The sequence below is a fragment of the Candidatus Arthromitus sp. SFB-mouse-NL genome (genome assembly GCF_000709435.1).
GTDB lineage: Bacteria > Bacillota > Clostridia > Clostridiales > Clostridiaceae > Dwaynesavagella.
Genome location: NZ_CP008713.1, coordinates 956,808 through 969,482, shown reverse-complemented (window position 1 = coordinate 969,482; position 12,675 = coordinate 956,808). Strand labels below are relative to the sequence as shown.

General features: G+C 28.2%; 15 protein-coding genes and 3 tRNA genes. 16 read left to right on the top strand and 2 right to left on the bottom strand.

Going from position 1 to position 12,675, the window contains the following annotated elements; translation table 11 throughout:
- Positions 1 to 96: 96 nt before the first annotated feature.
- The 16 genes from SFBMNL_RS04720 (at position 97) to SFBMNL_RS04650 (ending at position 10,601) form a co-directional block, all read left to right on the top strand.
- Positions 97 to 570, top strand: a complete 474-nt coding sequence (locus tag SFBMNL_RS04720) for a cell division protein SepF (protein WP_005806045.1) — start codon at positions 97 to 99, stop codon at positions 568 to 570.
- 3 nt (positions 571 to 573) lie between these two features.
- Positions 574 to 1,350 (top strand): YlmH/Sll1252 family protein, encoded by a 777-nt coding sequence (locus SFBMNL_RS04715; protein ID WP_042294692.1) that lies wholly within the window; start codon positions 574 to 576, stop codon positions 1,348 to 1,350.
- Between the two features lie 23 nt (positions 1,351 to 1,373).
- Positions 1,374 to 2,072 carry a DivIVA domain-containing protein gene (locus SFBMNL_RS04710; protein ID WP_042294691.1) on the top strand — a complete coding sequence of 233 codons (699 nt, stop codon included), beginning with the start codon at positions 1,374 to 1,376 and terminating at the stop codon, positions 2,070 to 2,072.
- A gap of 73 nt (positions 2,073 to 2,145) precedes the next feature.
- Positions 2,146 to 3,051 carry an RluA family pseudouridine synthase gene (locus tag SFBMNL_RS04705; protein WP_042294690.1) on the top strand — a complete coding sequence of 302 codons (906 nt, stop codon included), beginning with the start codon at positions 2,146 to 2,148 and terminating at the stop codon, positions 3,049 to 3,051.
- A 169-nt stretch (positions 3,052 to 3,220) separates the two neighbouring features.
- Positions 3,221 to 3,688: a cell division protein SepF gene (locus tag SFBMNL_RS04700; RefSeq protein ID WP_005806052.1), complete on the top strand. Its 468-nt coding sequence runs from the start codon at positions 3,221 to 3,223 to the stop codon at positions 3,686 to 3,688.
- A 97-nt stretch (positions 3,689 to 3,785) separates the two neighbouring features.
- Positions 3,786 to 4,946 carry an iron-containing alcohol dehydrogenase gene (locus tag SFBMNL_RS04695; RefSeq protein ID WP_042294689.1) on the top strand — a complete coding sequence of 387 codons (1,161 nt, stop codon included), beginning with the start codon at positions 3,786 to 3,788 and terminating at the stop codon, positions 4,944 to 4,946.
- 130 nt (positions 4,947 to 5,076) lie between these two features.
- Positions 5,077 to 6,138: a S1C family serine protease gene (locus SFBMNL_RS04690; protein WP_005806055.1), complete on the top strand. Its 1,062-nt coding sequence runs from the start codon at positions 5,077 to 5,079 to the stop codon at positions 6,136 to 6,138.
- Between the two features lie 84 nt (positions 6,139 to 6,222).
- Complete coding sequence (locus SFBMNL_RS04685; RefSeq protein ID WP_005806057.1) at positions 6,223 to 6,636, top strand: hypothetical protein; 414 nt, start codon at positions 6,223 to 6,225, stop codon at positions 6,634 to 6,636.
- A 99-nt stretch (positions 6,637 to 6,735) separates the two neighbouring features.
- The gene (gene hslO, locus SFBMNL_RS04680) at positions 6,736 to 7,599 is read left to right on the top strand and encodes an Hsp33 family molecular chaperone HslO (RefSeq protein ID WP_005806059.1); all 864 of its coding nucleotides are present in this window, start codon (positions 6,736 to 6,738) and stop codon (positions 7,597 to 7,599) included.
- Between the two features lie 70 nt (positions 7,600 to 7,669).
- Positions 7,670 to 7,746: transfer RNA gene (locus tag SFBMNL_RS04675), tRNA-Asp, on the top strand.
- Between the two features lie 20 nt (positions 7,747 to 7,766).
- Positions 7,767 to 7,842, top strand: a tRNA-Phe gene (locus SFBMNL_RS04670).
- A gap of 59 nt (positions 7,843 to 7,901) precedes the next feature.
- Positions 7,902 to 7,976, top strand: a tRNA-Cys gene (locus SFBMNL_RS04665).
- A 186-nt stretch (positions 7,977 to 8,162) separates the two neighbouring features.
- Positions 8,163 to 8,522 carry a hypothetical protein gene (locus SFBMNL_RS08475; protein WP_242838736.1) on the top strand — a complete coding sequence of 120 codons (360 nt, stop codon included), beginning with the start codon at positions 8,163 to 8,165 and terminating at the stop codon, positions 8,520 to 8,522.
- A 23-nt stretch (positions 8,523 to 8,545) separates the two neighbouring features.
- Positions 8,546 to 9,058 carry a hypothetical protein gene (locus SFBMNL_RS08470; protein ID WP_242838735.1) on the top strand — a complete coding sequence of 171 codons (513 nt, stop codon included), beginning with the start codon at positions 8,546 to 8,548 and terminating at the stop codon, positions 9,056 to 9,058.
- A 148-nt stretch (positions 9,059 to 9,206) separates the two neighbouring features.
- Positions 9,207 to 9,512 (top strand): ArsR/SmtB family transcription factor, encoded by a 306-nt coding sequence (locus tag SFBMNL_RS04655; RefSeq protein WP_042294688.1) that lies wholly within the window; start codon positions 9,207 to 9,209, stop codon positions 9,510 to 9,512.
- Between the two features lie 75 nt (positions 9,513 to 9,587).
- Positions 9,588 to 10,601 (top strand): permease, encoded by a 1,014-nt coding sequence (locus SFBMNL_RS04650; protein ID WP_042294687.1) that lies wholly within the window; start codon positions 9,588 to 9,590, stop codon positions 10,599 to 10,601.
- A gap of 57 nt (positions 10,602 to 10,658) precedes the next feature.
- On the opposite strand, the gene SFBMNL_RS04645 is transcribed toward SFBMNL_RS04650, so the two are convergent.
- Complete coding sequence (locus SFBMNL_RS04645) at positions 10,659 to 11,375, bottom strand: polysaccharide deacetylase family protein (RefSeq protein ID WP_042294686.1); 717 nt, start codon at positions 11,373 to 11,375, stop codon at positions 10,659 to 10,661.
- 116 nt (positions 11,376 to 11,491) lie between these two features.
- Positions 11,492 to 12,619 carry a glycosyltransferase family 4 protein gene (locus SFBMNL_RS04640; protein WP_005806067.1) on the bottom strand — a complete coding sequence of 376 codons (1,128 nt, stop codon included), beginning with the start codon at positions 12,617 to 12,619 and terminating at the stop codon, positions 11,492 to 11,494.
- Positions 12,620 to 12,675 lie beyond the last annotated feature (56 nt).

Sequence of the window (12,675 nt, the reverse complement as noted above, 5' to 3'; positions counted from 1 at the left end):
AAAAATTTTCTATATTTTTAAGAAGGATTTTATGAACTTTTATAGAATATTTTAACTAAACAATGTGAAAATTTATGGGGGAAGGTAAGAGATAGTATGGCATTAAAAAATGCAGCTGAAAAGGTATGGGGCTTTTTTGGTTTGAAAGATGAATATGAGGATTCCTTAGAAAAGGAAATTAAACAAAATAATGATGATGAGATTTTTTCAATGAATAAACAAAATAATACAATGGAATCACAAAATTTGAATGGTAAGGTTGTTAACTTACACACAGGAAATAGTTTGGCTAGAATGACTATCATAAAACCTGTTGCTTATGAAGAAGTGTTAGGCATTTGTGATGACTTAAAAAATAGAAAAATAGTTATCGTTAATGCAACAATTTTAGAACCTAAGGTTGCTCAACGAACAGTTGACTTCTTATGTGGGGCAAGCTATGCTCTTGATGCTGAATTTCAAGAGGTTGAAAAATCAATTTACATATTGGCTCCTTCAAATGTTGAAGTTACTAATGAGCTTAAAAAAGAAATACAAACTAAGAGTAGTTTGTTTAGTTGGGCGAAGTAAAAATTGTTATCTAAGAATGATTTTATAAAAAATTGTGGTAATTCTATTGAAGATGCAGACAAGCTGTTTTCGTTGTATGTATCGGCACTGAAAAGTGGAAGAACGATTGTTACAAATGAATTTTATACAATTAATGTTTGCAACACTCTTAAAAATTTTTTATCTAGCAAAGAGCTTAATGTTTCGGGTTATGGTTTTTCTGATGATGCTGAGAGATGTTTAATTGCTTTTTCGTTAGCAAGTATTGACGTTTCGATTTTTGATAATGCTGCGAAGGTGGTAAAGATATCTTACAATGATAAATTTAGCAAATTATCACATAGGGATTTTTTAGGAAGCATTATGTCATTAGGATTTTCTAGAGAAAAAATAGGTGATTTAGTTATAGAAGGTAATTGTGTTTATACGCCGGTAGTTAGTGATTTTGTGAATTATATAGTTCAAAATTTAACAAAAGTTAGACATTCTCCAGTTAATGTTACAGTCGAGTTATTTAATAGGTTACCTCAGAAAAGATTCGAAATTCTATATAAAATTGTATCGTCACTTCGTATTGATAATATAGTATCGTCTTTGATAAATCTTTCTAGGGATAAAGCAAAGGCTATTGTAAAAGAAGGTAAAGTTAAGATAAATGGAATTTTTGAATCAAATCCAGATAGGAAAGTTTGTGAAAATGATATAATCGTTATAGCTGGATTTGGTAAATTTAAATTTAAAGAGAGTTTAGGAAGTACATCTAAAAATAAAAATAAGATAATTGTAGACAAGTTTATTTAAATTTATTATTTGAGGTGAAGAGCGTGAAGATAACTCCGGTTGATATTACAAATAAAGAATTCAGAAAAATGCTTAGGGGGTATGACCCTGAAGAAGTAGATGAGTTTCTAGATCAGATTGTTGAAGATTATGAGGAGCTTTTTAAGGAGAATTCTCTTCTTAAAGAGAAGATTAATGCTATGAATGAAAAAATTGAGCATTATTCAAAAATTGAGTCAACTATTCAAAATACTTTATTATTAGCACAAAATGCTGCTGAGCAGGCGAAAATTTCTTCTCAAAAAGAAGCTGATATGGTTATTAAGCATGCAAATGATTCTGCTAAGAAAATTTTGGATAAAGCTCATACAGATGTTGTTTCTATAACTCAAGAATATGATAGGCTTAAGCAGGAATTTGTAAAATTTAGAGCGAAGTTTAGAAACTTTATTACTGTTCAAATGGATACTTTTGAAGATTTGGAGAAAGATTTTATTAAGAATTATAATTTGAATAATGTTAGGGATAAAGCAAATTCTGAAGATGATGGGATAGCTTTTAAGGATAAAGAAATAGAGCAAGATAATACAGAAATAATATCTAATGAAAATGATGTTACTGTACAAACAAATCTTGATGATAATTCTTTTGAACATGAAAATGTATCGTCAAGACTTAAAACATCGCAAGATGTTGATTCCGATCTTGAGAATATTAAGAAATTTTTTATAAGTGAGAGTTGATTTTATTTAGTTGGCACCTAGGTGATTATTTCATTAGGTGCTTTTTGTTTATATAAAAATTAGGAAGATATGTATGAAAGAAATTATTATTGATAATGAAAATAATTTAAATGAAAGAATTGATAAATTTGTTTTAGATTATTTAGGTGAATCTTATACTAGAAGTTTTATTCAGAGACTTATTAGCGATGAAAAGATACTTGTTAATAAAAAGGTCATTAAGTCTGGATATAAAGTGAAAATTGGTGATGTAGTTTCAATTTTAGATTTTGATATTAAGCGTCTTGATATATTAGCACAAGATATATTTCTTGATATTGTTTATGAAGATAGTGATGTTATTATTGTTAATAAAGAACAAGGAATGATTGTCCATCCTGCACAAAATATTTATAAAGATACATTAGTTAATGCTCTTATGTATTATTGTAAAGATTTGTCTTCTATAAATGGAGTTGAGCGACCAGGAATAATACATAGAATTGATAAAGATACTTCAGGACTTTTAGTTGTAGCAAAAAATGATTTATCGCATAAATTTTTGAGCGAGCAGTTTAAGATTCATTCAATTAGACGTGAATATGTGGCACTTGTTCACGGTGTTATAAAAAAATCAGAAGGTCTGATTAAAACAAATATTGGTAGAAATCCCCAAAATAGGATTAAGATGGCTGTAGTACAAAAAGGAAAAGAGGCAATAACTGAGTATAAAGTTTTGAGAAGATATAGACGATGCACTCTTGTTAAATGTAAATTGCACACTGGCAGGACTCATCAAATTCGACTTCATATGAGTCATTTGGGTTTTCCTTTGGTTGGAGATCCTATTTATGGAATTAAGAATGAAAATATTTATAGAAATGGTCAGTTGCTTCATGCTAGGCTCATTGGTTTTATTCATCCTACGTCAAATAAATATATTGAATTTAAGTCGAGTCTTCCTAAACATTTTAAAAATGTGATTAAAAGTTTATGTTAAGTTAAAAATCAAGTATTTCCATAATACTACAGGAATCACAGAAAATACCTTAAAAAAATGTTATTGTTTAATTTAAAATATATTTCACATGATTGGATAACAATAAATTAAGAACTTATAGTAATTTTTAGTTTTGTATAGTTAGTTTTGTAATTAAGGAGGAGTATTTATGGGATTAAAGAATGCTGCTGATAAGGTTTGGGGTTTCTTTGGACTTAAAGATGGCGAGTTTGAATTTGATGACGATTCTGATGAAGATGTAGATGTTAAGGGCGATATAAATAATGACTACGGAAAGGTTACTAATTTTAAATCTATAGTAAATAAAGGGGGGAATGATGGATTTTATAGTGACACAAAAATGAAGATTATTAAGCCTGTCGTTTATAGTGATGTTTTAGGTATTTGTGAAGATTTAAAAGAAAGAAAAATTGTTTTAATTAATACAACTTCATTAGATAATAAAATATCATATAGGATGTTGGATTTTTTATGTGGGGCAAGTTATGTTTTAAATGCCGAGCTACAAGAAATTGAAAAAGGTATATATGTATTTGTTCCTTTCAACATCGAATTGACTTCGAAAAATGAAGAAAATAAGGATAATAAGAAATCCATTTTAGAGTGGAATAAGTAATTACATATTATAAAAAAACAGATTGATTTATTCAATCTGTTTTTTTGCTTTACTATAGGTTATAATTTACTTATGAGTATTAAAAAGAGGTGATTAAATGAATTTTACATTTCATAATCCAACTAAAGTTTATTTTGGACGTGGGAAGATAGGATTTCTAAATGATGAAATCAAGAAAGGAACTAAGGTATTATTGACTTATGGCTCTTTAAGTATAAAGAAAAATGGTTTATATGATGAGGTTAGAGCTATATTAGAAAAGTTAGATTGTGAAATACATGAGTTAAGTGGGATTGAACCTAATCCAAAACTTTCTAGCGTAAGAAATGGTATTAAAATATGCAGAGATAAAAATGTTGAATTTATTTTGGCTGTTGGAGGTGGAAGTGTAATTGATGCATCCAAAGCTATTTCTATTGGAGCAAAAAGTGATACAGATGTATGGAATTTAATAATAAAAAAAGAGTTTCCTGTAGATAGAATACCTTTGGGATCTATTTTAACTTTGTCTGCCACGGGTACAGAAATGAATCCTAACAGCGTTATAACAAATGATGAGAATAATCAAAAAGTAGGATTTGCTCATAGGCCATTTACTTTTCCAGTTTTTTCAATATTAGACCCAACATATACAATTAGTGTTCCATGTAATCAAACAATAAATGGTATCGTTGATACTATATCTCATTTGTTAGAACAATATTTTAATGCTGAAGAAAATGCAGAACTTGTTGATAGATTTTGTGAATCATCTATTTCATATATGATGGAGATAGCACCTAAGCTTTTAGACAATTTAGATGATTATAAATTGAGAGAAGCTATGATGTATACTTCATTTGTTGGATTGAATGGAACTTTATCTGTTGCGGGTGGAGATTGGGCAACTCATGAGATTGAACATTCTATTAGTGGGATATTTGATATTCCTCACGGAGTTGGACTTGCTATAATTACTCCAAATTGGATGAAGTATGTAGCAACTAAAAAGCCAGATAAAATTATTAAATTAGGCAAAAAATTATTTAATCTTGATCAAGATGAACTAACAGATATTGAATTTTGTCATATGGTTGCAAATAAGTTTAAAGAATTTTTTAAAAGCATTGGAGTACAAACATCTTTAAAAGAATGTGGCATTACAGAAGATAGTTTGGAAATTTTGGTAGAGAATACATTCCCAATAAATGATAAAATAGGCGAATATGTTGAATTAGTTCGTGATGATGTTAGAGAAATATTAAAAAGTAGTATGTAGTTTGTTTAATCATCTCATTAAAACAATAGTTAAAAATTATTTTAAATAGATAGATTTTTTTATTAGTTTTAGTTAATACTTAATAATTATGAGAATTTTTTAACTTTTGAGAAAAAGGGGTGTACGGAATTTGAAAAAGAGAAATTTTAGATCATTTATGTCTTTAATAGTGGCATTTGTTGTATTATTTGGTACGTTTATTTTTAGTACAAGCGTATATAGTAAACTTCAAGTTTCGAATAATACTGAACTTTTATCTAATACATCAAGTTTAGAAGAAAGAATGATACCTAGTTATGGTAGTATCGCAGATGTTATAGATGCAGTTAGTCCAGGAGTTGTTACAGTAAGTATTAATTCTATTGTAAATTCTTATAATGGAATTAATCAGGTTAACGGTATAGGAAGTGGATTTTTTATAACTCCTACTAAGATTTTAACAAATCAACATGTTGTTCTTAATGCATCAAATGTTAATATAATACTTCATGATGGTCAAAAAGTTACTGCAAAAGTAATAAATACAGATAAGGTTAATGACATTGCTCTCTTAGAGGTTACGACACCAGGATTTGAAAGTTCAACAGTTCTTCAACTTGGATCTTCAGATAATACAAGAGTTGGTGAATGGGTAATTGCTATAGGAAGCCCACTTAATTTGACATTTAGTGGAAGTGCAACTGTTGGTATTGTAAGTGGATTATCACGAAAAGTTGAAACAAGTAATGGGATTTCAACGTTTATTCAGACAGATGCAGCAATTAATCCTGGAAATAGTGGAGGTCCACTACTTAATTTAAAAGGAGAGGTAGTAGGCATTAATAGTGCAAAAATTGCAGTTGAAGGTGTTGAAGGGATTGGATTTGCAATTCCAATAAATATTGCAAAACTTAAACTCGAAGAATTAAGCACACCAGTTATAACTCTTGGGCTTTCTGGTGTTAATATAACTGATCAAGCATCAGTTAAATTTGGAGTTTCATCTGGAGTATTTGTTGTTGAAGTTGAAAGAGGATCCTTATCAGATAAAATTGGAATAATGCCTGGAGATGTTATCGTTGAGTTTAATGGGACAAAGATAACTTCTATTGAACAAATAAATGAGCTTAAGAAAAGTGTACAAGATACTATGACTGTTTTGGTTGTAAGAAATAATAAGCAAATACTGCTCCAACTTAAAATTAATGAATAAATTTATATAAAAACTCAAAACATAGAATCATCTAACTCTTAGTTTGGATGGTTCTATTTTTTTAAAAACGTGAGGAGAATACATATGAGTAAATTAATTAAAAATATTTTGTTGTCATTAGCAGTATTTGTAGGGTTATCAACATCATTCACAGCTTGTGGTAATCAAAATAATAATAATAATAGTGCTGTTGGGGATTCAAATACAACTAAACCTGAGAGAGAAACAGGAAATAGGAAACCGCAAGTTAATATGGGTAATAATAATACAACTGAAGAGAGTGTTTATAAAGATGGTGAAATTATTACTTTAGCGGAAGGAACTAAACTTAAATATAGTGCAGATGGAAATCATGAAATAATAGAAAAAGGTGAAGGAACTGTGCTTATATTTAAAAAGGTTACAGAAGAAGATCTTAAAAAGTTAGAACCAGAGACAAGAGCCATGGTTGAAAGACAAATGGCAGCTGATTCAAATGGATTTGCATTAATTTATTAAACATCTGTTTATATACAGGTGTTTTTTTATTGTATTTATTGAAATATTTTTGATACATTGTAGAATAGAAAATGATTAATATTATCATGAGGTATTTTTATGGAAGATAAAATTATTAAGGCTGTTGCTAAGAATGGAACTGTAAGAATAATTGCGATTACTTCTACAGATTTATTAAATACAGTGAAGAAAATACATAATTTAAATGAACTTACTATGATAGCATTTGGAAAATTAATGTTATCATCTGCTATGATTTCATCAACAAATAAAGCATTAAATGATACCATCACAATTAAATTTGATGGAAATGGACCTTTGAAGAATATGACAGCGGTCACACGAGGAGATGGAACACTTAAGGGATATATTTCAAATTCTGATGCTTTTTGTGAAAGTTTAAAAATAAGTGATTTAATTGGAAGTGGATCTTTAGTGATTACAAAAGATTTAGGGCTTAAAAACCCATATATAAGCAAAGTTCCTTTGTATAGATCTGATGTTTGTAATGATTTGGCGTATTATTATACTTTATCTGAACAGACACCTACAGCAATTTCTGTTGATATAGACTTGGAGATGAATGGACGTGTTAAAAATTCATTGGGATTGATGGTTCAGATGTTACCTGGAGCTGAGGATATGCTCGCTGATGTAATAGCGTATAGATTTGATGATTTAGGAAATGCGTTAAATCGTGTTCAAAATGGAGAAACGATTTATGATATTTTGAATTTTATGTTTGATGATATGGGGCTTAAAATTTTAGATGAATATGCTATAGATTATAAATGTGATTGTTCGATTGATAGGGTTGAGAGAGCTTTGATAAGTTTAGGAAAGCTTGAACTTAGAAATATAATAGATGAAGGTAAGGATGAATCTATAATTTGTGATTATTGTAAGCGCGAATATAAATTTAATAAAGGTGATTTGGAAAATTTATATAATAAAATGTATTAAACAGTTGACAACTAAACAAATTAATTATATAATTAACCAGTAAGTGTTAGTTAAAACTTACTTAGTAGTTGGCCCAGTAGCTCAGCTGGTTAGAGTGCCGGCCTGTCACGCCGGAGGTCGAGGGTTCGAGCCCCTTCTGGGTCGCCAAATTACTGTAGTTATGCTGTGGCTGGATAGCTCAGTTGGTAGAGCAGAGGACTGAAAATCCTCGTGTCGCTGGTTCGATTCCTGCTCTAGCCACCAAAAAAAATTAAATGGTGCTTGTCACCATTTTTAGATTTTGTAATATGATATAAATATATGGCACCATAGCCAAGTGGTAAGGCAGAGGTCTGCAAAACCTTTATTCGCGAGTTCGAATCCCGCTGGTGCCTCCACATTTAATTTAAACAGATCGATTCTAAAACAACCTGGTGAGCTTAAGTTCACTAGGTTGTTTTATTGTGAGTTCCGTTGGTAACAAGCTATTGAAGGTGTATAATCTAGTTTTTAAGATCTTATTTAAAGAATTTTTTGATTTAATATGATATACTTTCTGTTATATATAATGTTTAGGAGGAAATATGAAGAATAAAGTTTTGAATTTTATTATTGCTGTTTTATTATCTCTATCATCTTTAGTTAATACTAGTGGCGTTATTGTACAAGCTAATAAGAATATAGAACCAAAAATTTTTATATCAGTTAAAAGTTTTAAAGATTTTTTAGATGATATAGATAAAATAGATTTAGATTCTATGGATAGTGAGTCTAGAAATATTTATAATGAAAGTTTGAAAAAAATATCTGAGATATATAACTCAAAAAATAAAAATTATTCTGATGAAGAATTAAGAATTAGGATAAATATATATTGGGCTTTTATTACAAGTTCACATGAAGATGGAGAAAGTTTAATTGAGGGTCTGAAGTATTTGATTTAACACCAGACGAAATAGTAAGTATTTTGACTACAGCAAATCCAAAATTAGTTGGAGCGGATGCAGAATTATTTAAATTATCTTTAAGTGTATTACTAGTTGAGCGATCACGATTAAGTGATGAAGATAAGATAATTTATGATAAGATTGAGAAATATGTAAGAAAAGAACATAATGATTTTAATGAAGATAAAATTAGAGAAAGTGTAAATTTAATTTGGTCAATAGCTCAAATAGATCTTTCTAAATGTGATTTGAAAGATAGAATTGATGTTTTGAATGAAATTTCTTTAGACTTAGAATCTTTTCAAAATATTAAACTTTTAACTCTAAAAGGATCAAATAATGATATTGTATCGAGTATTTATGAAATGGTTCTTTTGAGAGATTCAGATGAAGAGGGTAAAAAGTATTGGGTATCTGTGATAGACAAACTCCAAAAAGAGGGAAAGAGTACTGAAAGTTCAATAGATGAAGTGGTTTATCGAATGAAACAAGAGAATGAATATAGAAATTTAGTTAGTTTGTTTAATACATAAATTTTAATAAATACAAACAATCATACTTTGGTTTTGTGTGGTTGTTTTTATTTATTTGTTATAAAATTTTATAGAACATATTGACAAATTTAAATATATAAATATAATGAGTATATAAATTTAATAGATGAGTGTGAGATGGTATTAAATGGCAAATTCATACAATGATATTGTTAGGGTATTTAAAGCTTTTTGCGATGAAAATCGTTTAAAAATTTTGGAACAACTTAGGGTAGGAGAAAAATGTGCTTGTGATTTACTAGATTATTTACGTGTTACACAATCAACACTTTCACATCATATGAAGTTACTTTGTGATGCTGATATTGTAAAAGGACGTAAGGAGGGAAAATGGGTTTATTATTCTCTTAATTTTGATGGAATAAAACGTGTGAAAAAATTGTTAGAGCAACAGTTAAATGTTACTAACGCTAATTATTTTAATGATAAGTAATTCATATATAAGAATTACTTTTTTGTATAATATTTCGATATTTTTAAATATATCAATTTAATTGGAGGATTATTTATGAATATTTTAAATTCTATTTGGATTTTTATTCAAGATCAATTACTTGGAATGAAATGGTTGAATGATTTTATAGGTAAGGGCATGAATATTTTAGGAATAAATATAGAATCACGTTTGGGTAGTAGTGTTCAGTTTTTTATTTATGATGTGATTAAGATTACTATTTTATTATGCTTTTTAGTTTTTATAATTTCATATATTCAAAGTTATTTTCCACCAGAACGAACTAAACGAATTCTTGGACGTTTTCGTGGTATTGGAGCAAATATTATTGCAGCACTTTTAGGAACTGTAACTCCATTTTGTTCATGTTCATCTATTCCATTATTTATTGGGTTTACTAGTTCTGGATTACCAATTGGTGTAACTTTTTCATTTCTTATTTCATCTCCAATGGTTGATTTGGCAAGTCTAGTTTTATTAACAAGTATTTTTGGAGTTAAAATTGCTATTTTATATGTAGTAGTTGGACTTATCATAGCTGTAGTTGGAGGTACAATCATTGATAAAATGCATATGGAAAATTATATAGAAGAATTTATTCATAACTCAAAGAGTTTAGATATTGGATCATATGTTTTTACCTTAAAAGATCGTTTGATTTTTGCTAAGAGGCAAGTTGCTGAAAGTCTTAAAAAGGTTTTTGTATATATTTTGATAGGCGTTGCTATTGGAGCAATTATACACAATTGGATTCCAGAAACTTGGATTCAGATGATTCTTGGGAATAATAATCCATTTGGGGTATTTCTTGCAACTTTAGTGGGTGTTCCTATGTATGCAGATATTTTTGGTATGATACCACTTGCAGAAGCTTTGATTGCAAAAGGAGCACAGCTTGGTACGGTTATTAGTTTTATGATGGCTGTAACTACTTTGAGTTTACCTTCACTTATAATGTTGAAAAAAATTATAAAACCAAAGTTGTTAGGAGTATTTGTTATAATTTGTATTATAGGAATTATTACTGTTGGTTATCTGTTTAACATGTTTCAATATTTAATAATTTAAATAATAAAAAACGTAGTATAGTCGATATTTTTATCAACTATGCTACGTTTCGATTTTTTATTTTATATGATATAGTTCTTTTGAATTATCATCTAAGGATTTAAATTCATAGCCAAGCTCCACAAAATAATTTTTGATACCTTCAAGAGATTTTATTGTGTTATCATTATTTGAGTTTGTGTGCATTAAGATAATTATGTTCGAATTATCTTTGTAAAATTTTTCGTACTGCCTTTTACATATGTTTAAGAGTTCTTGAGGTCCTTTATTGGGATTTAGTGCATCAGTTGTATCTATATGCCAATCAAATATTTTAAAATTATTATTATGTAATTTGTCCACGAATACTTTATCCATTCTTAGATATGAATTCTGTGATCCAAATGGGAATCTTATAATATTGCATTCAATATTGTATCTTTCTCTAAGCAAATCTCTCAATTCTGAGTTCTCTTTAATGAAACTTTCATGTGATCCATAACATTTGTTTCTATTATGTGACATTGTGTGAAGTCCTATCGAATGATTATTATCGACCATTTTTTTCATTGCTTCTGGATTTTCTTTAACCAAACTTCCAACGACGAAAAATGTAGCAGGTAGATTTAAACGTTCAAGTTCATCGAGTAATCTAGGAGTATTTCCTTTTGTTGGACCATCATCAAATGTTAAGTACACATATTTTTTTGGGGAATCTTCTAAAGCTTTTGATGGAATTGGACTTAGAATAAATAGTATAGATAACATTATAAAAATTTTGTTTAATAATTTCATTACTTAAGCTCCTTTGAAATTTGTTTGAAGAATATTATATCCACTGTAATGAAAAATATTTAAATTAAAAAAGCAAAATGTTTAAGAGCATTTCACTTTTTTATACATAAATTAATTTATATTTTATATAAACTTTTATAAATTTTTAGAGTTGAATAACTACATTTTTCCCATGAAAAAATTTTCGATCGTGCATATGCCTTTTCCCCAAGTTTAATTTTTAGATTATCATCGTTTGATAATTTACATAGGGATTCTGAAATTTTTAAAGTATCATGTGGATCAACTTGATATGAAGTATTGCAAACTACTTCTGGTATAGAAGTTACATTAGAGCTAAGTATTGCTTTTCTACAACTCATTGCTTCTAGAAGTGGTAATCCAAATCCTTCATACAAAGAAATATACACAAAAAATTGCGATGCATTATAAAATATTGGTAAATCATTTTCATCAACAAATCCTGTAAATATAATATCATTTTCAAGATTTTCTTTCCTAATTATCTTTGTTAAATTTCTGAACTCTTCTCTTATTTTTCCGAGTAGTACGAGCTTTAGTGGTTTATTAAAATTTTTATAAGCTTTTTTAAAAGCTGAGATTAGATTATATATATTCTTTCTCTTACTAAATCCACCAATATATAAAATAAAATCATAATCAATACCAAACTTATTTTTTAAGAAATTTTTGCAATATGAAATATCTAGAGGTCTAAAATTTTTGTTTGTAGCAAGAGGAGTAACAAAAATTTTATTAGGATCAACTGAAAAAAATCTTATGATTTCCTGCTTTGAGTATTCTGATACAGTTATTATTGCAGATGCTTCATCTATTATATATGGCATTTGTTTTAGAAAGTTTTTTAAATATGATTTTCCGACTGTTTGAGGAAGAACGTAAGGAATTAGATCGTGAATAGTTACTATAGATTTAAAATTTTTTGACAAGATGAGATCTTTATATCCAATCCCATTTTGTGGCATATGAAAGAGCGATAAATTATTTTTGTATAGCAAATTTGGTATATAAGTTTTTTCAAAATACGAGCTATGTTTTCTTGATATGAAATGTATTTGTGAGTTTAATTGTTTAAATTGAGTAGAATTATTTCCGCAATACATTAGATTATAGAAATTTTCTTTATCTATTTTAAGTAAATGAGTTATTAAATTCTTCGTGTAAGTTCCTATTCCAGTACCATGATATAAATGAGATCCCCTTATATCAATTGAAAAATTCATTTAGTTGCTCCTTCTTGATATTTAAATTTAGTATATAAATATTTTATTGATAAATA